17 protein-coding genes are annotated in these 24,881 nt (G+C 44.6%); 8 read left to right on the top strand and 9 right to left on the bottom strand.

Features of this window, described 5'->3' with window-relative positions; translation table 11 throughout:
• The first annotated feature begins 114 nt into the window (after positions 1-114).
• Together AB4249_RS21520 and AB4249_RS21515 are read left to right on the top strand one after the other, a co-directional pair.
• Positions 115-915 carry a vancomycin high temperature exclusion protein gene (locus tag AB4249_RS21520; RefSeq protein WP_372104742.1) on the top strand — a complete coding sequence of 267 codons (801 nt, stop codon included), beginning with the start codon at positions 115-117 and terminating at the stop codon, positions 913-915.
• A 196-nt stretch (positions 916-1,111) separates the two neighbouring features.
• Positions 1,112-2,482 (top strand): DASS family sodium-coupled anion symporter, encoded by a 1,371-nt coding sequence (locus tag AB4249_RS21515; protein ID WP_017059762.1) that lies wholly within the window; start codon positions 1,112-1,114, stop codon positions 2,480-2,482.
• A gap of 254 nt (positions 2,483-2,736) precedes the next feature.
• Here the strand turns inward: AB4249_RS21515 and AB4249_RS21510 are convergent, their stop codons facing one another.
• Complete coding sequence (locus tag AB4249_RS21510; RefSeq protein WP_372104739.1) at positions 2,737-4,032, bottom strand: GGDEF domain-containing protein; 1,296 nt, start codon at positions 4,030-4,032, stop codon at positions 2,737-2,739.
• A gap of 303 nt (positions 4,033-4,335) precedes the next feature.
• On the opposite strand from AB4249_RS21510, the gene AB4249_RS21505 reads away from it, so the two are divergent.
• Positions 4,336-5,160, top strand: coding sequence for a DUF2797 domain-containing protein (locus AB4249_RS21505; RefSeq protein WP_372104736.1), 825 nt, complete (start codon positions 4,336-4,338; stop codon positions 5,158-5,160).
• 132 nt (positions 5,161-5,292) lie between these two features.
• Here AB4249_RS21505 and AB4249_RS21500 read toward each other — a convergent pair whose 3' ends face one another.
• Positions 5,293-6,543: a diguanylate cyclase gene (locus tag AB4249_RS21500; protein WP_372104733.1), complete on the bottom strand. Its 1,251-nt coding sequence runs from the start codon at positions 6,541-6,543 to the stop codon at positions 5,293-5,295.
• Positions 6,544-6,889: 346 nt separating this feature from the next.
• Complete coding sequence (locus tag AB4249_RS21495) at positions 6,890-7,774, bottom strand: LysR family transcriptional regulator (RefSeq protein ID WP_372104730.1); 885 nt, start codon at positions 7,772-7,774, stop codon at positions 6,890-6,892.
• A gap of 233 nt (positions 7,775-8,007) precedes the next feature.
• Between AB4249_RS21495 and AB4249_RS21490 the strand changes: the two genes are divergently transcribed.
• Positions 8,008-8,679 (top strand): type 1 glutamine amidotransferase domain-containing protein, encoded by a 672-nt coding sequence (locus AB4249_RS21490; protein ID WP_372104727.1) that lies wholly within the window; start codon positions 8,008-8,010, stop codon positions 8,677-8,679.
• A 148-nt stretch (positions 8,680-8,827) separates the two neighbouring features.
• Here the strand turns inward: AB4249_RS21490 and AB4249_RS21485 are convergent, their stop codons facing one another.
• From AB4249_RS21485 to AB4249_RS21475, 3 genes are all read right to left on the bottom strand, one after another.
• Positions 8,828-10,063: a cysteine desulfurase-like protein gene (locus AB4249_RS21485; RefSeq protein ID WP_372104724.1), complete on the bottom strand. Its 1,236-nt coding sequence runs from the start codon at positions 10,061-10,063 to the stop codon at positions 8,828-8,830.
• Positions 10,047-10,703, bottom strand: a complete 657-nt coding sequence (locus tag AB4249_RS21480; RefSeq protein ID WP_102332091.1) for a 2OG-Fe dioxygenase family protein — start codon at positions 10,701-10,703, stop codon at positions 10,047-10,049. The genes AB4249_RS21485 and AB4249_RS21480 overlap by 17 nt, the downstream gene beginning before the upstream one ends.
• Before the next feature lie 783 nt (positions 10,704-11,486).
• Positions 11,487-13,154, bottom strand: a complete 1,668-nt coding sequence (locus AB4249_RS21475; protein ID WP_372104721.1) for a GGDEF domain-containing protein — start codon at positions 13,152-13,154, stop codon at positions 11,487-11,489.
• 529 nt (positions 13,155-13,683) lie between these two features.
• Here AB4249_RS21475 and trxB point away from each other — a divergent pair.
• From trxB to azu, 4 genes are all read left to right on the top strand, one after another.
• Positions 13,684-14,643: a thioredoxin-disulfide reductase gene (gene trxB / locus AB4249_RS21470; RefSeq protein ID WP_050052961.1), complete on the top strand. Its 960-nt coding sequence runs from the start codon at positions 13,684-13,686 to the stop codon at positions 14,641-14,643.
• Between the two features lie 161 nt (positions 14,644-14,804).
• Positions 14,805-16,589, top strand: a complete 1,785-nt coding sequence (cydD, locus tag AB4249_RS21465; RefSeq protein ID WP_372104718.1) for a heme ABC transporter permease/ATP-binding protein CydD — start codon at positions 14,805-14,807, stop codon at positions 16,587-16,589.
• Positions 16,582-18,303, top strand: a complete 1,722-nt coding sequence (gene cydC, locus AB4249_RS21460) for a heme ABC transporter ATP-binding protein/permease CydC (protein WP_102428056.1) — start codon at positions 16,582-16,584, stop codon at positions 18,301-18,303. Before cydD ends, cydC begins: the two co-directional genes overlap by 8 nt.
• Positions 18,304-18,575: 272 nt before the next feature.
• Positions 18,576-19,028, top strand: coding sequence for an azurin (gene azu, locus AB4249_RS21455; RefSeq protein WP_017063577.1), 453 nt, complete (start codon positions 18,576-18,578; stop codon positions 19,026-19,028).
• A gap of 71 nt (positions 19,029-19,099) precedes the next feature.
• On the opposite strand, the gene AB4249_RS21450 is transcribed toward azu, so the two are convergent.
• The 3 genes from AB4249_RS21450 to AB4249_RS21440 all read right to left on the bottom strand — a co-directional run bounded on the left by AB4249_RS21450 (position 19,100) and on the right by AB4249_RS21440 (position 24,747).
• The gene (locus tag AB4249_RS21450) at positions 19,100-20,983 is read right to left on the bottom strand and encodes a methyl-accepting chemotaxis protein (protein WP_017066828.1); all 1,884 of its coding nucleotides are present in this window, start codon (positions 20,981-20,983) and stop codon (positions 19,100-19,102) included.
• A gap of 322 nt (positions 20,984-21,305) precedes the next feature.
• Positions 21,306-22,877 (bottom strand): BCCT family transporter, encoded by a 1,572-nt coding sequence (locus AB4249_RS21445; RefSeq protein WP_017060963.1) that lies wholly within the window; start codon positions 22,875-22,877, stop codon positions 21,306-21,308.
• A 271-nt stretch (positions 22,878-23,148) separates the two neighbouring features.
• The gene (locus tag AB4249_RS21440; RefSeq protein ID WP_372104714.1) at positions 23,149-24,747 is read right to left on the bottom strand and encodes a BCCT family transporter; all 1,599 of its coding nucleotides are present in this window, start codon (positions 24,745-24,747) and stop codon (positions 23,149-23,151) included.
• Positions 24,748-24,881 lie beyond the last annotated feature (134 nt).

Here is a 24,881-nt window from a genome sequence, read left to right as displayed (position 1 = left end):
TTGCAGGGGCTTTTTTCTTTAAACTGTCTTGTCTTTTTAACTGATTTTTCTCATTTTTATTTGGTATTATCGAGCACTCAAAAATTAATGCTCAGTGAAAGGACCATACCGAGAGTGAAATTTGATTCTCACATTATCCGTAGCTACATAAAAAAAGCTTACAAAAAACTGCAAGGTTTTCTGTTTGGCGCTTTCCTCGTGTTCTTAGTAGGCAGCGCTGCGGTTATTGCGATCGATTATTGGGTTTCATGGCAAGCGGAAGATCGCATCATCTACGATATAGATGAAGTGCCCGAGCTTGAGGTCGCCGTTGTGCTTGGCACAAGCAAATATTTGGGTAGAACACTCAACGACTATTATAAACATCGAATTGAAGCCGCGATTGAGCTGTTCGATCGTGAAAAAGTTGACCAATTTCTACTGAGTGGCGATAACGCTCATCGCTCTTACAATGAGCCGTGGACGATGAAACGCGACTTGTTGAAAGCGGGTGTCCCCGATGAACGCATCAATCTAGATTACGCAGGTTTTAGAACCTTGGACTCGATTGTTCGCGCTAAAAAGATATTCGATACTGATAATTTTCTGATCATCACTCAGAAATTCCACTGTGAAAGAGCGCTCTTCATCGCCAATTCTTACGATATTCATGCGCAGTGTTTGGCGGTTTCAGGACCAACTCACCATTCGGGAACCTCAATACGTTTACGTGAAGTGTTTGCGCGCACCAAAGCATTCCTTGATCTGTATATTATGGGGACAACGCCAAAGTTCCTTGGACCTAAAGAGCCGATTCAACCGAGTCCAAAACCGGAATCATTTCCGATTCCAAACCCTATTACTGACCCCACTGTAAACCCTGTTGTAGACCCTACAACAAGCCCTATTTTAGAACCAGCAGAGACCGATGTGTAGAAAACTACACATTTTGAATTTGTTGCCTCACACTTCCCCATTGTTAAGCAAAAACACACCAACACGCCTTTATTAACTTGAGTAACATTCTTCCAACAAAGTCTGACCCTACATCAAGCTATATACCTCGAAAATAATAAGCACGACTCAATGAAGTCGTGCACCAATAAAACGAGGATAACAAAAGGAGCGTCTTATGACGGCACTTGTTACTACACTGAAACACTGGTTGTTCACCCGCAACAGCATGATATTAATTGGTAATTTCACGCTATTCGCACTCTTGCTCAACACCCTTCCTTTCGAATCACAAGTCAATACTGGTTTGAGTATTCTCGTGTTCGTTGCGGTTCTATGGTTAACCGAAGCTATTCATGTCAGCATCACCGCTCTGCTCGTTCCACTCTTGGCTGTCTTGTTTGGTGTGTTCAATACGCCCGCTGCATTAGCGAACTTCTCGAACCCAATCATCTTCCTATTCATGGGTGGTTTTGCCCTTGCTGCTGCGCTCAACAAGCAAGAGCTCGATAAGGCGATTGCCGACAAAGTTCTGCTGATTGCAAAAGGCAGAATGTCGGTGGCGGTGTTCATGCTATTCGGTGTGAGTGCAGGCTTGTCGATGTGGATTTCGAACACAGCAACGACTGCAATGATGCTTCCCCTTGTTCTTGGCATCATGAACAAAGTTGACCAAAGTGAAGACCGCAACACGTACGTGTTCGTACTGCTGGGTATCGCTTACTGTGCATCGATTGGTGGTATCGCAACCTTAGTGGGTAGCCCACCGAACGCAATCGCCGCTGCAGAAGTTGGCTTGAGCTTTACTGAGTGGATGGCGCTAGGTCTTCCAATCTCAATGATCTTACTGCCAATCGCGATGATTATTCTTTACGTGATGACTAAGCCAAAGCTTGACCACAAATTCGAGCTAGACCACGCTCCCGTTGAGTGGACAAACAGCAAGAAAATCACACTGTCTATCTTCCTTTTAACCGTAACGCTTTGGATATTCGGTAAACCAATCAACGCAATGATTGGCGGATTCTCTAAATTTGATAGCTTAGTCGCGATTGGTGCGATTGTACTGCTTGGTGCTTCTAGAGCGGTGGAATGGAAAGACGTTGAGAAAACAACGGACTGGGGTGTACTTATCCTGTTCGGCGGCGGTATCTGTTTAAGTAACATTCTGAAAGCGACAGGAACCAGCGTATTCCTAGCACACTCACTAAGCGGATTTTTAGAAACAGCTGGCGTACTGCTTACGATTCTAGCCGTGGTAGCGTTCGTGGTATTCCTAACGGAATTTGCGAGTAACACAGCGAGTGCGGCATTGCTTGTCCCTGTATTCGCGACGATTGCTGAAGCGCTGGGTATGTCTCCGGTTATCTTGTCTGCACTGATTGCGGTTGCAGCATCTTGTGCCTTCATGCTACCAGTAGCGACACCACCAAACGCAATCGTGTTTGGCTCGGGTCACATCAAGCAGAAAGAGATGATGCGAATCGGTATGGTGTTGAACCTAGTTTGTATCCTAGTTCTGACTCTGTTCGCTTGGATCTTCTGGTAAACACTAACGTTCTATAAGCGCATGCTTACAGGAATGCTCCCCTAAACTGGTTGAACTTCCCCCGGTTCAACCAAGACAAAAATGCCCGTTCAGCGTAAGCAAGCACTGAACGGGCATATAAAAACAAGAAACGCTTTCCCTTTTGGTGGCCCCGCGCCACCTTTTTTGTTTTGGCTTTTGGGAGAAGAACCATAAAAACGCCACACGTCACATATGCACGTGTGGCTTATAAACTCATCAAAACAATTTTCAGATTAGTGACTCAAGATCACCTGGTTTCGACCTGAATGCTTTGCTTGATATAAAGCTTCATCAGCGCGAGCAATGGTCTCTGTCACTCGCTCTTGCTTCATCTCGGCAACACCGATACTGCATGTCAGCGGATCGCCATGAACCCAAAGGTGCTGGCTAACCAATAATCGAATGCGTTCAGCTTTTATCTGCGCCTCTCCGGCTTCGGTCTCAGGGCAAAAAACAATGAACTCTTCACCACCCCATCTCACCAACTTATCGGTAGCGCTGATCGAACTGCCCACCACCATGCTGAACTCGCGTAAAATATGGTCACCCATTTGATGTCCGTACTTGTCATTTACACTCTTGAAGTAGTCGATATCGAGATACAACATACCCAGCTTGCCATGTCCTTGCTTCACATGTTGTGACTGCATTTTCAACCAATCACGAATCGCGTGGCGGTTTAGTATTCCGGTTAACTCATCACGATGGGCCATCTCTGAAAATTCAAAATTCTGTTCTCTCAGTGCGCGATTGACGTTCTTTAAGTGGTGATGTCTTTTCTCTGCGATCACCATGCGTTTTCTTGAACGGTTTAACTCTGACAGCAAGAATACGGTGCCCGTCCCCACCCACACAAACAGTAGGATCATGAACAAGCTTTCTGCGGTGATATACGAACCTTCGAACTCAATACTGCGGATGACGATTCTGTGGTGACCGAGTTTCGCTCCAGACGCAGTAGCAAACTCAACCATATTCACATTCGAAAATTCAGGGGCCGAATGCTCTAACGCAATGTCGTTGTCAGCCAGCCACCATGTCATCACTTGCAGATTTTTGATCGGGATTTCAATCACACCACCATCGATTCCTGGAGAAAACTCCATCCCATTGTACTTGTGCGTGTACTCGTCATCAGGAACTGAATAAGCAGGGTTGTAGTTACGTAGATAGGTTCTCAAACGGCCACTAGAGTCAGCCTCCGCATGGTAATCAATGTTCACTCTAAAGGTGTGGTACTGAGAAAGGTCAAGGCCCGAGTTGATGTCAGGGTTGATACGAATCGACAGCCCACAGTAAGGCCACGGATACTCAGATTCTTTAAGTTCACAATCGAGAGTGTACTGTCCATTTTCATAGGATAACTGGGACGTACTGACTCCCCTATCAACTTGATCACTGGTCGCGATAAATTCATATTTATCAGGGGTAATTGCCGTTATCACACGATTTCCGCTCACACGGTAATACTGCACAATGGCAAGCGTTGCGATAACTAGAAAGATAACAATCTTATGGATCCACTTCACGTCTAAGCTTCCTGCTTAATATCCCTATAGTTGGGATTTCACGATAAAAAACAAGTTAGATAAATTAGTGATCTTAATACCAATAAATCACTAAAAAACGTTATATCACGCCCGAACAAAATGTCATACTATATTTTAATGCATGTATTTTCTGTTGATTATTCACGGCGAGAATCAAGTAATATTGCGTATAAAAACAGGCTCTATTTGTTATACTCATCGCATAATCATCGTTAACCGTACTGCCTGCTCACAGCGCAATCGAGTCGACGAAATAATAATCAAAATACAACGAGTAATGTCATGTCTTTATTAGCAAAAGGAACACTCAAAAAGATGAGTGCTTCCCTTGATGGCGCGGTTACCTACCGTTTGCCTGTAGGCGAAGAGTTTGTAGAGCTAAACCCTCTGATTGGTAAAACCATCAACCTCACTCACACCGGCAATATTTTTTGCTGCTCATGTGGTAAGAAAACTAAGAAGAGCTACTCTCAAGGCCACTGTTTTGTGTGCATGAAAAAGCTAGCAAGCTGCGACATGTGCATCATGAAGCCAGAGACTTGTCACTACGATGAAGGCACGTGTCGCGAGCCTCAATGGGGTGAAGAGAACTGCATGGTTGATCACTTCGTTTACCTATCGAACACATCTAGCCTTAAGGTTGGTATCACGCGTCATACTCAAATCCCTACCCGTTGGATTGATCAAGGCGCGACTCAAGGTTTACCTATCTTGAAGGTAAAAACACGTCAGATCTCTGGCCTGATCGAAGTTGAGTTAGCGAAGCACATTGCTGACAAAACCAACTGGCGCACGCTGCTAAAAGGCGATGGCGACGATATGGAGTTGGTAGAAAAAGCCAAAGAACTATTGCCATTGGTTGGGGATAAAATCCAAGAGATCAGAGCAAAGTTTGGTGACGATGCAATCGAGATTCTGAGCGAAAACATCACTTCATTGAGCTACCCAGTTGAACAGCACCCAGTGAAGATTGTGTCGCACAACTTTGACAAGAACCCTGAAGTATCTGGTGTGCTGCAAGGTATTAAAGGCCAATACCTAATCTTAGATACGGGCGTGATTAACATCCGTAAATTTGGCTCTTACGAAGTGGAAGTGTCTGCATAACTTGTAGAACTTAAACGTTTCTTATAGTTAGAAGCGCTTAGTGAATAGCCAAAAAATAAAATGCCCTCAAGTGATGACTTGAGGGCATTTTTCGTTGTCGATCCTATTCGCTTTCGATGACGATTTTAGGCGTTAGAGCGCAACCACATCTCCGTCTACACAATTCTTGCCGTTGGCTTTCGCGCGATAGAGAGATTGATCGGTTAAATTCACGAGTGCATCAATCGTGACACCGTCTTCACAGGCTTGGCTATCACTGATTCCGATACTGACACTCGAATTAAATCGTAACTGTTCATCGATTCTGAATTCAACTTGATTGAACTGTTGGCGAATCTCTTCTGACACTTCGTGTGCTGTTTCAAGAGACGTGTTTGGGATAAATATAATGAACTCTTCGCCACCCCAACGGCCTGCGACTCCGCCGGCTTTCTCGGCACTGCGCTTGGTAATATTAGCCAAAGCACAAATGACCTCATCACCGACCATATGACCGTAAGTGTCATTAATCGACTTAAAATCATCGATATCTAGCAGCATACAAACAAGGTAGTTTTTAGAGGACATGTGCTCTCTCAACCACTCATAAATCGCTCTGCGGTTAAGTAAGTCGGTCATTTCATCGAAGTTCGCTTGGTGTACCAACTGCTTTTCCAGCATCACCTTTTGAGTCACATCTTCGAGCACAACCTGAACGGCTGGCTGACCTTTCCAAGTAATCGCATTGTCGTAAATATTGAAGAACCGATGAACGCCGTCAAAGCCAATGTTTTCAACCACGGTACTAGTACCTGACAACTCCCCTGATACGATCGCGTGATAGTGCTTGCTGATGCCATCGGCATTCTGTTTTGGTACCAGTTCAAGGATAGAGTCCAGCTCTAATACTTGCTCGATGGAAGCCGCGCCTTGCATGTTGACCCAAGATTGATTAACCATCAGCGGCTTGAAATCTCGGTGAACCAAGATGCCCTGACCGGATTGCATGATCATGTCGTGATACATCTTATCTTGCTCAAGCACCGCATTTTGCAGCTGAATCGCTGGGGAAAGATCGATCACCGTAACTTGCAGCGCAGGCCTACCTTGCCATTCAGTCACATGGTCGATAGAGAACACGGTGAACTCTCTGTCGTGGCGATCAACATTGGTGTAAGTATGCACCTGCGGGTCGCGTTGACCACTGACCGTTTCAAGGTAATTTTGATAAGCTAAAACATGGTAATCTTCTGAGATTAAATCTAGAAAGCTATCGATATTAGAAAGTAGTTCTTCGGGCGATTGGTATCCATAGATGCGAGCATAGTTAGCGTCAACACTCACTACATTCATATCTTGAATAGTTATTACACCGTACGTGGATTCGAAATTTATTGAAGACATTGCCAACTCCGCACTCTAGCTACACTTCATAAACTGGAGCATAACAACACATCCTGCCAACGCTTCCACAGAATCTATCACGCGTTAGGGACACTAATATGGTATCTAGTATATCGTACTGTTGCGAGCTTCTCTACAACTCAATTGCTAACACGAGTTAGTAAAAGTAGACAAGCATCTCAATCCCATTATTCGCGTCAAAAAACAGAAATAGATAACCTATACCAATGTAACCATTATCTTTTTCTACTTTTGGCCTTGAACTGATGAAAGAATCCGCTCCCAACCACTTCAAATCCTGTTCGCTATTCTTTTAAACCTGCGCACTATTCTTTAAACCTACGAACTATTCATTCCAATCAGAGAAATATGAGACTAAGAAGTCGATAGCTAACCGTGCTCTCTGTGGAAGAAAACGACGGTTCTGATAAACAATCCAACTGCTTGTGCCCGCTCCCCAATACTCTTCTAACACAGGGACGAGTTTTCCATTGCTAAGACTGCCATTGAAACTGCTTTTAGGAAGATAAACGATGCCAAGCCCCTCTTCGCAAGCTTTCAGTACAGCGCTTGAATTGTTGCTTTTCCAACGGCCATGAACTCTGACTGCGGTTAACGGATTTCCATCGTTCTCGAACAACCACTGGTCACTGTTGGCGATAATACAGCTGTGCAGCTTGAGTTGTTCTGGATTCGCTGGAGCACCAAACTCAGCAATGTAATCTTTGCTTGCTGCTGCCGCCATCGGGCGATCGACGAGCTTTCTTGCCACCAATCCTGAATCGTCCAATCGGCCATAACGAATCGCGAAATCGATGCCATCTTCGATGAAGTTAACCATCTTGGTATTGAAATTCATTTCTATGGTGAGCTCAGGATGCTCTTTAGCAAACTCCATCAGCGCCGCCGCGACATGATTTTCTGCAAACGCGCCTGCCGCACTCACACGCAAAGTACCGCTAAGCTGAGTCTGCTGAGAAGTCACTTGCTCGTTCGCTTGCTGAAGCCCAATGACCAAATCTCTACACTGCTGATAATAGGTGTGACCCGATTCGGTCAGGCTCACCATTCGTGTAGAGCGTGCAAGCAGTGCCACACCCACTCTCTCTTCTAACCTTGAAACTTGGCGGCTTACATGACTGGTACTGCAACCCAGTTGTTTTGCTGCTGCAGAAAATCCGTGACATTCGGCTACCGCAACAAACTCATTAATCCCTTCAAAGCTATCCATACTTCACCTGTTAACGTCTAACGAATTCACATTCGACTAATTCACATCTTACTATTGCTATATAGCAATAATGTTTTGCCTATTCGGTATATTATCACTCAAATGGTTTACTACTAGTATTACAGGTAACGAAACAGCGGCACCTCTATCAATAAAACGGATGTCTGTCTTAGAAACGCGGATGTCTAAACAACGACGCTGAAACCAAACAAACGTGCTCAAAGGGAAGAATCATGAAAAAAATACTAATACCTGTAACTAACCACGCAACACTAGGCGATACAGACCAAGCGAACGGGACTTACGCGCCTGAACTGACTCATGCTCTGAAAGAGATCTTGGCTGCGGGTTTTGAGTACGACATCGCTTCTATCAAGGGTGGTAAAGGTCCGTTGTATGGGACAGATATTGAAGGGGATTCAGTAAACGCGGAGATCTTGGCTGATGATGACTTCCAAAACCGTATTAACAATACGATCCCTGTAAGCCAAATTAATGCAGAAAGCTACGATGCTATCTTCTACCCAGGTGGATTCGGTTTGCTTTCAGATTTAGCAACCAATGAACAGTTCGCTAGCATCGCAGCAAAGCATTATGAAGATGGTGGTATTGTCGCGGCAGTATGTCACGGCCCTGCGGCGCTGCTTCCGATTGTTCTGAGCAACGGCGAGAAGCTACTAAGCTCTAAATCGGTGACTGGCTTTACACGTGAAGAAGAGATCGACTTTGGTACGATCAACGACATTCCATTCCTACTGGAAGAGTCGCTTGCTCGTAGCGCAGCACGTTTCAACAAGGTTCAACCTTGGCAAGAGCTTGTGATTGTTGATGAGCGAGTCATTACAGGTCAGAACCCAACCAGCGCACACGCAGTGGGTGTAGCTATTGTTGAGCAGCTGTCTTGATTAAAAGCGGTCTTAATCGAATCACTGGCGTTACGTAAATAAGTAATAAGCGCTGTGAAACGAAAAAGAGCATACTTCCTACTCAATGTTCATGAGAGAAGTATGCTCTTTTCTAATTCTTTAGCTATTAAGTGCTAGTGACTGCTTGCTAATGGCTTCGCAAGATCCCTTCAAGCACATTGAACAGCAAGTCGATCTCTTCAATCGAGTTGTAATGCATACAACCAATACGCACCAAGCCCTGCTCTTCGATACCCAGCTGCTTCACCAAACCTAGCGCGTAGAAGTGTCCATTCCACACACAGATATTATGCTCGCCCAGCTTCTTAGCGATAAACTCTGGAGAGTGATTATCAAAGGTGATGGCAAATGTTGGCGTTCTTAGATTCGAGTCAAACTCGGTTTTCCCGTAAAGCTTTGCCCCTTCGAGATCAGACAAGCGTTTAAGGAAGTACTCACTCAGTTGGCTCTCATGCTTATTATAAAGCGCGTAGCTTTGCTCTAAACGAGAACGCAATGAGTCGGTTGGCTCACCAAACTGCGCCAAGTAATCTACTGCTGCAATCACACCGGCAAGGCCTTCAAAGCTTTGCGTACCTGTTTCAAAACGGCCTGGGCCGATATTGGTTGCAGGCTCTACCTTGTAAGGCTTTAACGTGTGTAGCCATTGAGGTGCAACATAAGCAATGCCCACATGCGGGCCGAAGAACTTATAAGCTGAACACGCTAAGAAATCACAATTCAGTTGCTGAACATCGATCAAGTGATGCGGTGCGTAATGTACGGCATCGACATAAACCTGCGCGCCATGCTGATGTGCAAGCTCGATAACTTTCGCCATATCAACAATCGAGCCCGTCGTGTTCGAAGCAAACGTCACCGCGACAAGTTTGGTTTTCTCATTCAGCAGTGACTCAAAATGTGCCATATCCAAACTGCAATCCGATTCGTCGACACGAACTTGGCGAACAATCGCGCCTTTGTCGTCTGCTGCTTGCTGCCAGCTCGATACATTCGAATAATGATCTAAAGCCGTGACGATAACTTCATCGCCCTCTTGCCAGTCGCGGCTGATCGCACGACTAAGTTGGAAGGTCAGCGATGTCATATTCGCACCGAACACAACGTTGCCAGAAGATTCAGTATTGAGTAGCGCTTGTGCTGCTTCTCTCGCTTGCTGCATTAAGCTTGTAGTCTTTTGGCTAGAAAAGTAATGACCGCCTAGGTTTGAATTAAAGTGCCCGAGGTATTCCGTCATGGACGCCAAAACATTTTCAGGCACCTGAGAGCCACCCGGCCCATCAAAAAAGGTCACAGGCTTGCCATTATGATACTGGCCTAACGCGCTAAACTGTTGGCGCACATCATTAAGAGTGAAGGACATTACGCGCATCCTTAGCCGTTAATACAAACACATCCATGTAGCCCATCTCGCCGTGGTCTATGGTACGAATCGGCTGTGCGTTGTGCCAAAGCTTACTGTCGGCAAGCATTGCCACTTCACCATCGCCTAACACTTTTCTGAAGAACGGTGCTTCGTGGCTATCTTGGTACAGCATGATTTCGCCGCCCACAATGTTGTGGCGGTTAACACCAATTAAAGCGATGTGGTCGAAGCCGTCTTGGTGAACACCTTCTGGCGCAACCTGAGTCTCTTCAAAAATGGCAGCAATACGGATTTGGTGGATTTCGATTTCTTGTCCGTCTTCAAGCCCATTGGTTTCAATGAACAACTCACACATCTCTTGCATGCCTTCGCTGCTTAAGATTGGTGCTTCAATTGGTTCGAATTGGCGAACAACGTCACCTTGAAAGTGATTAATGTCTTCAGACTGAACAAAGTTATGTTTGTCTAGCTCTACGACTTGTCCATTACTGAATTGAACCACCGAGTATCTTCTTAATCGAAACTGGCCATCCGCATGCTCTGTGCTTGGTAACTTAGAGAATGAAGGTGACAACTCCTCAACCGCGTGGTTACTGAGGTGGGTAATATGTAGGGTATTTTCGTGAGCATGTAACATCATCGACTCCTTAATGATTGTTAATTTACTTTCGATATTTAACGTTTTGTTTACATAAAGGATACTTGAAGATCTTGTCAAATCAACATTAAACAATCATTTATCCCGTCAGATTTAATAATTCAGACACTAAATCCAACTTGAAAATCAAAAGCAGTGTATAACACCAGAATAAAAGATGACCAACTCTTAAAACTAGCACACTCCACTAGCTAGTTATAAATCCCTGAAAATTTAAATTTAACGATATTATTAACTGGAAAACCATGTTTCATATTGTGTCAGCCCTTTTGCTTCAATACGCCAGCCTCCTTGCATGAGCTCAGGCATCACTCTCGCCATCATTCATTTCTATGCTTTTGCACAGCAAAATACGACCTACCTATCAGTTGCCAAGCTATTGATTATTTACACAACAAACTGAAATTGGTTAATTTATGACTAAGCCAGAAACCAAACGCCTTTGCTTGCGCGTCTGGAACAGGTCGAGTTCGGGGGGAACTCGACCGCCCTCAAATAGAGTGCTTTCTAATAAAACCTACAATTATAAATGATGCGTTTATTTGGAATATGATGGTCTGCCTTTATGTCCTAACTTAGAATTCGTTAAAAATAGGCGACTATAAAGATTGGGAATGTTCTACACAAAACAGATGAGAGGGTAAGCAAGCTTGAAAGGTTGGTTGCTAAAAGAGCCACCTTTGGTGACATTTACACCAAAAGTCAAAACGAAAATAAGTTAACTAGACTTAAAACGATTCACTTAGAAAATAGGGAATTTAGCTAACACTCAATTTCACTGGACTGATTTTTAAAACCGTTCTTCGAGCGCTTCTGCTGGTACATTCGCTGGTCAGCTAAGCTCAAACACTCAGAAAAATTGACACATTCAAAACTAGATGCGCTTCCAAAACTGAGGCCAGACTGAGGCCAATCAGCACTGCGAATTTGCTCTTCCACCTGAGTCACTCTAAGCTCAACCTGAGAATAGAGAGCCTCAACTTGTTTCTCTTTATCCACTTTCAACAACCAGATAAATTCGTCGCCACCAGCTCGATAAACCATTCCAAGGTCTGTAAATTTTTCTCGCATCATGCGGCTGGTGTATTCTAAAAAGCGATCCCCTTCATCATGACCATAAGTATCATTAATCGATTTAAGGCCATCACAATCGATGAAGACGATACAATAGGAATGATGTACTAATTGTTTACTCGCATCATTAAAATCCAGCCGGTTTCCAAGCCCCGTTAAACTATCCACCCTCGACTGGATATAGGTTTTCTGATGTTGATGTTGTTGAATCCGCAACCATTCAGTCAGTGACAATAAAATGCAGGTACAATCTATTGCTAATGCAACAACAACGATGACTTCTGTCGATCTCTGAGTCGGCAATGGTGCAAAATGCGCAAAAATGTAATATACCAAAGCCGTGCCATAACAAAGACCACCGATCAAATAATATTTAGCGACAAAGTTTCGTTGATAAACCATCAATACGCCAGTCACTATCATTGTCGGCACCCAGATTGCCGCAATTAAATGGGACATAACAAAAGTCAACGAAAACGGGGCAAAGACATTAATAAACCCGATAATGACACACAGCCAACTAAAGGCCTGAAAGGTAAGATTAATACGAATAAAATGCTGCGGAAATCCAAACAATAATCTTGTGTAATAGCAAGAAAAAGCAACCGCAAACGGAAACAATACCATTCCAAAATAAACTGGGTTCCAGCTTTGGCTTGGTAATAAGTACCCCCAAGCGCCTGAAGCGGCGAACCATCCCAGGCCATGTAGCCCAACATAACCAGCACAAGCCAGTGTGACTGGATGTTTAGTTTGAAAGTAACAAAAAAGAGCGAAAACTCCCAACGTTAGCATGACAGTAATAGAAGCTAATGTGAGCGTATTGTTGCGGAAAACGTGAATATAAAATGGATATTCAGGTTGAAGAGTGAAGTTAACTGCCTTTGGAAATTTCTTTGCTTCCAAGTAGAGCCAAAGTGTTCCAGATTCCTCCGCATTCAATATTAACGGGAAGCTTTGCCTATGCAGATGCAAGATACTCTTGTTACTTAATTGGCCAAAATCAAGTATTCGCCTTACTTGACCATTTGTTGATTGCCAGTAACCCCAACCTTGATCCAAATAGTTTGCATGGAGTGTAACTATTTGTTGTGACGACTTGATATCGTAGTTGGCCAAATCAACTCTCAACCCAAACGCCCCTTCACCACCAAATATCGTTTCAATCCTTGGAGAGGATTCAATGTGTTTTTTTAATATGGGAAAATCGACTGGATCAGATAACAAAGGCATTTCATACCATCTTACAGCTTCATTAGCTAACACAGATTGTTCCCCGCTGACCTGCAGCGGAGAAGCAAAAACCGAATTCAGGCACACAATAAACACATTGATAAAAAGGATTAGAATCTGCATAGAGTTCAAATGATTCCGCGCAATATATAAATATCAATAATAACACATACAAAAAAATAACAACTGATAAACACTCAATAGTTCAAGTATCAACCAACATTACACCTGTTTGTAATCATGCCGTTCATACTAAAAGTGCGTCTTGTGGTCGCTTATCTGCACGCTAATTTTGATGAATTCTTGCAGCGTCTTTTAACGCAAACTTTTTAAAATAAAACATAGGATTCAGGTTCTCTTGTTTTTCTACTCATCAATGTATACGCAAAAAAGTAAATACTGCTATAGAAACACCATGATCAAGAAGGCCCTAAAAGTGAGCAATATGCATAGCTGTTTGCAAGAGCACTTTCCTTGACTTATCGCTATTGATCTAAGACACAGGATTACAAGACCATCATTTAGTTCGGTTATGTTCTAACGTATAACGATTAATTACACTTCTGCCCTTGTTTAACCTTTTATTGCCTCCATATTTTCCATACAATCCTAAGCGATTATAAATTAAAACAATTTCAATTTCGGAGTCCTCATGAGCGACGTAAAGCACTGTAATTTATTGATTCTTGGTTCTGGCCCTGCTGGCTATACAGCTGCAGTTTACGCTGCTCGTGCAAACCTAAACCCTGTACTGGTTACCGGTATGCAGCAAGGTGGTCAGCTTACAACCACAACTGAAGTAGAAAACTGGCCGGGTGATGCTGAAGGTTTAACAGGCCCAGCACTGATGGATCGCATGAAAGAGCACGCAGAGCGCTTTGAAACAGAGATCCTGTTCGACCACATTAACGAAGTCGATCTATCAAACCGCCCTTTCCGTCTTAAAGGCGATTCTGGTGAGTACACATGTGATGCATTGATCATCTCAACGGGCGCATCAGCTAAGTACTTAGGTTTAGAGTCTGAAGAAGCATTCAAAGGCCGTGGCGTTTCTGCTTGTGCGACGTGTGATGGTTTCTTCTACCGCAACCAGAAAGTAGCGGTTGTAGGTGGTGGTAACACCGCTGTTGAAGAAGCACTTTACCTATCTAACATCGCATCTGAAGTTCACCTAGTTCACCGCCGTGACACGTTCCGCGCTGAAAAGATCCTAGTGAAGCGTTTAATGGACAAAGTAGAGAACGGCAACATTGTTCTTCACACTGATCGCACGCTAGACGAAGTTCTGGGCGACGATATGGGCGTAACGGGCGTTCGTATCAAAGATACTCAGTCTGATAAGACAGAAGACATCGAGGTAATGGGCGCATTCATTGCTATCGGTCACCAACCAAACACTGAAATCTTCAAGGGCCAAGTCGACATGAAAGATGACTACATCATCGTTCAGTCTGGTCTTGAAGGTAACGCAACACAAACCAGCATCCCTGGCGTGTTCGCTGCGGGTGATGTAATGGACCACAACTACCGCCAAGCAATCACTTCTGCTGGCACAGGTTGTATGGCTGCACTGGATGCTGAACGCTTCCTAGATGGCCTTAACGATAAGTAAATCTGAGATTGCAGATTTGATTATCGGTGCTCTCGCCTCAGTAGATGCAGGGCGTCATCACATTTTGTTGTAAATCCCTAGAGCCCAGTGGTATATCCACTGGGCTTTCTTTTGTATACTAGCCGCCCTCAACAAATAATAATTATCATTAAGCCTTCATAATGGATAAGAAAAAACAACGCAGCTTGAACAAGTGGCTTAAGCAACAGAGTAAGTTAGCGAAACGCTGGCTTATGATTGCGATTAGCCTTGGCGTACTTTCAAGCGTGTTCTTAATTGCTCAAGCAGCTCTTCTCGCCTCTATTCTTCACCAGCTGATCATCGAAAATGTCGATAAATCTGAACTGGTTGGTCATTTCGCAGGCTTGGCACTATCGGTCGTTGGCCGTGCTGGCTGTACATGGGGACGTGAAATCGCAGGTTATCGCTGTGGTGAACAAATCCGGGTCTATATAAGGCAACTCATCCTTGATAAGTTACGTGAGTTAGGCCCTGCTTACATTAAAGGCAAACCTGCCGGTACGTGGGCAACGCTGTTGCTAGAACAAGTAGAAGACATGCAAGACTTCTTCTCTCGTTACTTACCTCAGATGTCTTTATCGGTAATGATTCCATTCATTATTTTAGTTGTGGTGTTCCCAGTAAACTGGGCAGCAGGACTGATCTTCTTGATTACTGCTCCACTGGTGCCGATGTTCATGGCACTTGTTGGTATGAAAGCGGCCGATGCAAACCGTAAAAACTTCAAAGCGCTGCAGCGTCTTTCAGGTCACTTTTACGACCGTTTGCAGTCAATGACGACTATCCGTCTATTTGATCGCACCAACGCTGAAACAGAAGTATTGAAAGGTGCATCTGAAGTGTTCAGAACGCGTACCATGGATGTGTTAAAAATCGCTTTCTTGTCTTCTGCGGTACTTGAGTTCTTCACGTCTATCTCTATCGCGATGACGGCGGTTTACTTTGGTTTCACTTACATCGGCGAGCTTAACTTCGGCCACTACGGCGTTGGCATTACGCTATTCGCAGGTTTGTTTATCCTTATCTTGGCGCCAGAGTTTTACCAACCTCTGCGTGATTTAGGTACTTTCTACCATGCGAAACAACAAGCGGTTGGCGCAGCGGAAAGTATTGTCGAGTTCCTAGAAACAGACATCACTAAAGTTAAATCAGGCGACACTCAGTTAGACCCGGCTCAAGGCATCAATATTGAAGCTCAAGATCTGAAAGTATTGAGCCCTGAAGGTGTTCAACTGGTTGGTCCTATCTCGTTCGCGCTTAACACTCGCCAATCGACTGCGTTAGTTGGCCCAAGTGGTGCAGGTAAAACAAGTTTGATCAACGCTATTCTTGGTTTCATGCCTTATGAAGGAAGCTTGAAAATCAATGGTATTGAATTGCGTGAACTCGACTTGGCCTCTTGGCGTAAAACCATTAGCTGGGTTGGTCAAAACCCGTTGCTACTGCACGGCAGCATTCATGACAACGTCACTCTAGGTAAGCACGATATCGCTGATCAAGTTGTCGAGAATGCACTTGATCAATCATTTGCTAGCGAGTTTGTAAACGAACACGGCTTGGATTATATGATTTCTGATCGCTCTGGCGGCCTGTCTGTTGGTCAATCTCAGCGTTTGGCTTTAGCTCGCGCAATGATTCAAGATGGCCAGTTCTGGTTGTTAGATGAACCAACAGCCAGCCTAGATACTCGTAGCGAACAGCTCGTGATGAAAGGCATCAATAGCAATATTGAAAGCCGCACTGCCCTGCTTGTGACGCATCAACTTGCCCCGCTTCAATCGGTCGATAATATTCTGGTTATGCGCGATGGTGGTCTGGTTGAACAAGGTCATTACTCTCAGCTTTCAACTGCGGGTGGTTTGTTTGAAGAGATGCTGAACGCGAACTTAGCTCAACAAGATAATAAGGGTAATTTAGATGCGTGATTTACTGCCTTACCTGAAACTCTATAAAAAGCATTGGTTTGGCCTATCGCTAGGCATGCTATTGGCTTTTGCTACTCTGTCGGCTTCTATTGGCTTGTTAACGCTATCAGGCTGGTTCATTTCAGCTTCTGCGGTTGCAGGTCTTACGATTGCACGTGAAACCTTCAACTACATGCTACCGGGCGGTGGTGTACGTGGTTTGGCAATGAGCCGTACTGCGGGTCGTTGGGGTGAACGTGTTGTCAGCCACAATGCAACATTCAAATTGTTAACTGATCTGCGTATCTTCTTCTTCAAGAAGCTGGCTCCGCTGATCCCAGGTCGTATTTCAAACCTTCGTGATGCTGATCTTCTGAACCGCTTGGTTGCTGATGTCGACGCGATGGATCACGTGTACTTGCGCTTAGTAAGCCCTGTGACGGTGGGTGTGTTCGGGATTTTCTTCCTGACTCTGTTCTTAATGTGGTTCGATAGCTCACTAGGTTTAATCTTAGGTTCTATCCTTCTGATCATGCTGTTGGTTTGGCCAATCTTGTTCTACAAATTGGGTAAACGTAACGGTGGTGAGCTGACACAGAACAAAGCGGATCTTCGTGTGACAACGCTAGATTGGATTGAAGGCTACAGCGAGCTAACTCTGTTCGGTGCTGAAGAGCGTTACCGTAATGCGATTCTAGAAACGCAACGAAAGCTGATGGCGAATCAGTTTGTGAATGCTAACCTAACCGGTATGGCTTCAGCTGCGCTAATGCTGTTCAACGGTTTAACGTTGGTTCTTATGCTTTGGCTTGCGGCTGACGGTGTGGGTGGTAATGCACCAGACCCGTTCATCGCGCTAATGGCATTCGCAACCATGGCAAGTTTTGAACTGCTGATGCCTATCGCAGGCGCGTTCCAGCATTTAGGTCAAACTCTGTCTTCTGCTCGTCGCTTGAATGAAGTTATTCTGTCAGAGCCTGAAGTTCAGTTTGCTGAAGAGAAACTCGACATCAACAAGCCGCTTGATATTACGTTCTCAAACGTGACGTTCAACTACCCTGACTCTGAGCGCAGTGTTCTGAACGCTGTTGACCTAACGATCCCTGCCACGCACAAGGTTGCGATTGTTGGTCAAACGGGTTCTGGTAAATCGACTCTGATCCAGCTTCTGACTCGCTACTGGGATCCTAAAAAGGGCTACATATCAATCGCGGGTATTGAACTGACGCAGTGGAACGAATCGCAGCTTCGTGAATCAATCAGTGTAGTAAGCCAACGTGTCGACATTCTAAATGGTACTTTGCGTGACAACTTGTTGATTGCAAGACCAGAAGCGACCGATGATCACTTAGCGAATATCCTAAAAGACGTTGGTCTAGAAAAGCTGCTTGAGAATAACGCACTTGATAGCTGGTTAGGTGACGGTGGTCGTCAACTATCTGGTGGTGAGAAGCGCCGTATTGGCATCGCACGTGCGATTCTTCATGATGCCCCTATCCTGCTTCTCGATGAGCCAACAGAAGGCTTAGATAAGCAAACAGAACACAGCATCATGACGCTGTTCGAGAAGCACTTTGAAGGCAAGACGGTTATCTTCATCACTCACCGTTTGATTGGTCTAGAGTCGATGGATTCTATCGTTCTGATTGAACAAGGCGAGATTGTTGAACACGGTTCTCATGAAGCGCTATTAAACGAAGAAGGACGTTACTTCCAACTTCGTCAGGCAATCTAGCTCCTCATAAGTTATAAAGAAAACCATTCAAAGCCCGAGTTTATACTCGGGCTTTTTTGTGTCTGTGATTCTAGTCTCGAGCAACCATTCCCCCCTAAACGGTTGTTCATGCGCTGATTAGTTTTGCCCTTTCCTACAAAAACTTACCATTTATAAGTAACGAGTTGCGCATAATTCAAGTCGTAGCACATTACTATGATCATCTTTCTAGGATAATACGTATTGATCAATCTCATGGAATAACCTCCCCCTAAAATAATGGAGAACAGTGTATGTCTTTACGATTAATCGCAACAACGATAGCGCTTGTAGGTGCTAGCTTTACCGCTCAAGCGAGCTCGGAATGTGAAGTATCGATTGATGCTAGTGATCAAATGAAATTTTCAACTGACACATTAAGCGTTCCAGCGAGCTGTAAAGAAGTGAAGCTGACGCTAAACCATACTGGTTCTATGCCAGCCCAATCAATGGGTCACAACGTCGTTATAACAGACACTGCGTCGCTACAAGCAGTGGGCATCGATGGTATGTCGGCAGGTATCGACAATAACTACGTAAAACCTGACGACAGCCGCGTTTACGCCTTCACTCGTGTTATCGGTGGTGGCGAGTCAACCTCAATCACTTTCAGCACAGAGAAAATGACAGCCGGTGGCGACTACTCTTTCCTATGTTCATTCCCGGGCCACTGGGCAATCATGAAGGGCAAATTTGAGTTTAAATAACTCGTTAGTCTAGATTGTACAGATACATCAAAGCCCCAACCTAGGTCGGGGCTTTGTTATATTGGCTTCGCTTACAGCTTGAAGCGGCTGATTTCGCTTTCTAGCTCGTGAGACAGTTCAGATAACTGAGCAGCTTGCTCTGCAGCTTGGTGCGCTTCGTCTGCTAGCTCGTTAGATACGTCACGGATTCCTTCAGTGTTACGAGTAATCTCAGACGTTACTGACGCTTGCTCTTCTGCAGCAGAAGCAATCTGTGTTGCCATGTCGCTGATGCGTTCAACAGCAGCATGGATTTGCGTTAGGCTTGCAGCCGCTGAGTTCGCGTCATCAACACTGGTTTCAGCAAGAGTACGGCTATCGTTCATGATGTTAACCGCTTTGCCTGTTGTACCTTGCAGCAACTCAATCGTTTGTTGAATTTCTTGCGTTGAACCGTGTGTACGTTGGCTCAGAACTCGAACTTCATCCGCTACTACTGCGAAACCACGACCTTGCTCACCGGCACGTGCTGCTTCAATAGCGGCGTTAAGTGCAAGTAGGTTTGTTTGTTCTGCAATACCTTGAATGTTAGACAAGATAGCGTTGATGCTGTTGCCGTGCTCTTCAAGTTCTAGAATCACGTTGGTTGCGATTTGAACTTCTTGAGCCAGGTTTTGGATAGAGCTTTGAGTCTGTGTCACTTGACCAGTACCGTGCTCACACGCGCCAACCGCTTCAGATGAGTTCTGTGCAGTGTGGTCTGCGTTACCTGCGATCTCTTGTGTTGCTGCAGCCATTTCGTTAACGGCTGTTGCTACCATGTTGATCTCGTCTTGTTGCATTTGGATACGAGCACTACGTTCTTCAGCTTGAGAAGCCGTTTGACGCGCTTGGTTGCCCAGCGCAGCAGATACTTCGCTTAGCTTGATCACCATGGTGTGCATGTTGCCCACAAAACGGTTGAAGTTTGCTGCAAGCTGACCAATTTCGTCGTCGCTCTTAGGCTCAAGGCGTTGAGTAAGATCGCCCTCACCTGAAGCAATTTCTTCAAGTGCTGCTGAAACGCGGTTTAGGTCGCGGAATAGGAAGCTTACTAACCAAGACACAAGTACGATTACGATGAGCGTAATAATGACAGCAGTGATGATCAGCTGAGTAAGTAGCGTTGAGTGGTTCGCTTCTTCTGTTGCTTTGTCCATCTGAACCGCGAAGATCCAGTTAGTGTTAGGCACCTTCGTGAAGTAAAGCAGCTTGTCTGCGCCGCGCTCTTTGATGATCTCGATGCTACCCGTACGCACTGCGTTTTCGATGATAGGCATAGAGATATCGTTTGAAAGCTGGCTTACCGGCTTCAAGCTTAGTGCTGAATCTGGGTGTGCTAGGAATGTGCCGTCAGAGGCATCAATTAGCATTGCGTAAGCGTTGTCACCAACATCAAGGCTGATTACATCGTTAACCAACTGGTCGATCAGTACGTCTGCACCAACAACACCAACAAGTTGGCCGTTGTGGCGAACAGGTTCTGCGATCGTTACTAGAAGTGCTTTGGTGATTGCATCTTGGTAAGCCGTAGTAATGATTTGCTTACCTGCAGCGTTTGCTTCTTGGTACCAAGGACGTTGACGAGGATCGTAATCTGCACGATTACGTTCAGGATGTGAACGGTACATTCCACCTTCTGGAGTACCTAAAAAGATATCGTCAAAGCCACCCGCTACACGAGCTTGTCTAAGGAAAGGAACAACATCATCCTCTCGTGAAAAGTCATTAAATGCTGATGCGATATCAGTACGGATATCAATCCAGTTTTTAATACCTTCAGATGCTGCTTCAGATACGCTTTCAGCTCGTAGGTATACGCCATTACGAGTCTGTTCAAATAATTGGTTTGCTGATAACCAAGTCAACGCTGTAGCCATAACGACAACAGCAGATAGGCTAGCACCTATCAACTTCTGCTTTAGTGTTAGTTTCATGTCAAAGTTTCACGAGTGGTGGGAAATCCCGCGCATACTACCCAATATCAGTATTAAATTCGAGCAATTTTATAATTTAATATCGGAATATAATTTTAAGCAAACCATAAGCTTACCTAATGTCAATTCCTTGGCTTGTCGCCAAATTTAAGGCGGCATTATCTCTACGGTTATTAGTATTTTTATCGCACTTCACATGTTAAAAAGAGACAAGAAAACACGGTAAAGAAGAAACAAAAAAGGCAGAAGAGTTTCCTCTTCTGCCTTCATATTATTTACCACTCTACTGCGTATAAATTGCAGTAGATTTCAGCTTAAAAGCCTAGCGCTTTTCTGTACGCATACCCATTAGCAAGCTCACACACATCAGTAATAGAATGATGGTGAATGGCAATGCTGTAGAGATTGCACCCGCTTGTAGAGCTTGTACTGCTTCAGTACCACCAACCCACAATAGAGCAACAGCAATAGCACCTTCTAGGAACGCCCAGAACACACGTTGAGGCACAGGCGTATCAACTTTACCACCCGCGGTGATGCTGTCGATTACTAGAGAGCCTGAGTCAGACGATGTAATGAAGAAGACTAGAACCAATACAACCGCAATGATTGAAAGCAGAGTCCCGAACGGCAGTGCATCAAACATTTGGAACATTGCTAGTGATACATCTGTTAGGCCGTCTTGACCAAGAATACCAACGTTATTCACGATTTGGTCAATCGCCATGCCACCGAATACTGACATCCAAATGATAGTCACTGTAGTCGGTACAATCAGTACTGCTGTGATGAACTCACGAACGGTACGACCTTTAGAAACACGTGCGATAAACATACCTACGAATGGAGACCATGAGATCCACCAAGCCCAGTAGAATACAGTCCAACCGTGCATCCACGTTTCATCTTCACGACCGTGAGGGTTACTCAACGGAATGATGTTTTCAATGTATGCCATCAATGTCGTTGGGATAGAACCTAAAGTCACCGCGTAGCCGATTAGAGCCACTAAGATAAGCAGTAGGAAAGCCACCAACATGTTGATGTTACTGATAACTTTAACGCCACCATCAATACCACGAAGTACTGATACTACCGCCAATAAAGTCACCGCTGTAATCACAATAACTTGCAGACCTAAGCCCGCTTCAATGCCGAATACATGCTGAATACCACTTGCCGCTTGTTGTGCACCAAGACCTAACGATGTCGCCAGACCAAATAGCGTTGCAAGTACAGCAAGAATATCAACAATGTGACCTGCCCAGCCCCAAGCTCTATCACCTAAAATTGGGTAAAAGATAGAACGGATAGAAAGAGGCAATCCCTTGTTGTAAGAGAAAAACGCAAGTGACAGTGCTACTACGCCATAAATCGCCCAAGGGTGTAGACCCCAGTGATACATGGTTGCGCCCAATGCCAGTTTTGCAGCTTCTGGTGTGTTTGGTTCAACACCTAACGGAGTTTCAAACCAACCCGTGAAGTAAGCCGCTGGCTCTGCCACACTCCAGAACATCAAGCCGATACCCATACCTGCGGCAAACAGCATCGATAGCCAAGAGAAGAATGAGTAATCTGCCGTCGCATCAACACCACCAAGGCGGATTTTGCCGTACGGAGAAACAATCAAACCTAAGCAGAAAATTACGAAAATATTACCCGACCAGATGAAAAGCCAATCAAACGAATTGATAATCTGGCCTTTAACGCCATCTAGCGCAGCCTTTGCTGAAGCGGTATCTGTAATAAGAACACCGATCAGGAACAAAGCGATAAGTCCCGCACTAATACCAAATACTGGGTTATGAACATCAAAACCCCATTTTTGGACGTTATCTTGACCGACAGTGTAATCCGTACTGTCGATACTGTATTTATCTATACCTTTAGTCATCATCCCTCTCTACGGAATTCTATTAGGGTCTATTGACCTCGTATTCCTTACTTACCTGCGACTTAATTACAAACTCGAACCTACGATCCAAGTAGTACAAGCTGTTGTCACAATAATTCAAATACTTGGATGTCTGAAGTTTAGCAGGTTAACTTGTTGTTTTCAGTAAACTAGAATCGGTTCGATGGAATTTCAAACAATATTCACGTAATTACTCAAGTTTATGACGAAAAAAAGGTCGACCCTGTCGACCTTTTTATCAAAAATACTTTTAACTCAAAGCATTTTGGTGCTTAACCAATTGATTTTCAGTTCGTAAACCTAGCAATAAGCTTAGGCACATAAGCAATAATATGAAGGCAAATGGTAGCGCCATCGATACCGTTCCAGCTTGCAGTGCTTGAATAGATTCCGTACCACCAACCCATAGTAGAACCGCTGCAATCGCGCCGCCCATCAACGCCCAAAATACACGTTGTGGAACCGGTGCATCCACTTTACCGCCAGAGGTAATGCTATCGATAACCAATGAGCCTGAATCAGAAGAGGTGATAAAGAACACCATAATCAAACCAATCGATACCACTGAAAGCACAGAGCTCATTGGCAGAGCATCGTAAGTATGGAAAAGAGAAAGTGTAATATCTTGCAGACCATTCACACCAATCTCGCCCACCTTGTTCGCCACTTGATCAATCGCGATGCCACCGAAAATAGCCATCCAGATGATGATTACTGTCGTTGGGATGAACAATACAGCAACGATGAATTCACGAATCGTTCGACCTTTAGAGATACGAGCGATGAACATGCCTACGAATGGTGACCAAGACATCCACCACGCCCAGTAGAATACCGTCCAACCTTGCATCCACGTTTCGTCATCACGACCGTGAGGATTGCTTAAGGGAATGAAGTTTTCAATGTAGCCCATTAGCGCGGTTGGGATTGCTTTAAGACCCGCCATACCACCAGCGATCGTCACAAAGATAAGTAAACCCAAAGCAACCAACATATTGATGTTACTCAGAACCTTTACACCACCGTTAATGCCGCGAATGACTGACATTGTTGCTAAGAAAGTAACCACTGCGATAACAACTAGCTGCATGCCAATACCACCATCGGTACCAAACACATGGTTAATACCACTGGTCGCTTGTTGTGCGCCTAGGCCCAATGATGTTGCAAGGCCAAATAGTGTTGCCAATACCGCAACGATATCAACAATATGACCAAACCAGCCCCAAGTTCTATCACCTAATAGTGGGTAGAAAATTGAGCGAATAGAAAGCGGTAAGCCTTTATTGAATGTGAAGAAAGCGAGGGCTAGAGCAACAACCGCGTAAATCGCCCAACCGTGCAGACCCCAGTTGTAGATGGTTGCACCAAGAGCCAACTTCGCCGCTTCAGGAGAGTAAGCTTCAACACCTAGTGGTGTTTCATACCAGCCAGTGAAATAAGCTACTGGCTCAGCAACACCCCAGAACATTAAGCCAATACCCATTCCTGCGGCGAATAACATCGACATCCAAGATAGGTTTGAGTGCTCTGCTTTGGCATCATTGCCACCAATACGTATCTTGCCATACGGGGAGACAATGAGGGCAAAACAGAAAATTACGAAGATGTTTGCTGCCCACATGAAGAAACCATCGAAGTTACCAATGACTTTCCATTTGATTCCATCAAGCGCCGCTTTTGCGGTTTCAGGGTCTGCGACTAGAAGTGCCAACAGGAAGATAATGATCGCCCCTGCACTGATTCCAAATACTGGGTTATGAACATCAAAACCCCATTTCTGAACGTTATCTTGTCCTACTGTATAATCGGTATTTTCAATACTATACCTATCTTTTACAGGCTCCATGCTTCCCCTCTAATTTGCAGCGCACAGTTTGCAACATTGCATTCGGCGCTTAAATTTCGAAAAGAAGAATATCAACCTGTCGCAAAAATACTAAAAAAACCTCCATAAAGGAGGCGTAAATTACACATTTAGTA

The sequence above is a fragment of the Vibrio sp. 10N.261.55.F4 genome (assembly GCF_041470465.1).
GTDB lineage: Bacteria > Pseudomonadota > Gammaproteobacteria > Enterobacterales > Vibrionaceae > Vibrio > Vibrio crassostreae_C.
The sequence above is the reverse complement of the archived record's forward strand: the minus strand, read 5'-3'. Positions and strand labels throughout refer to the sequence as shown.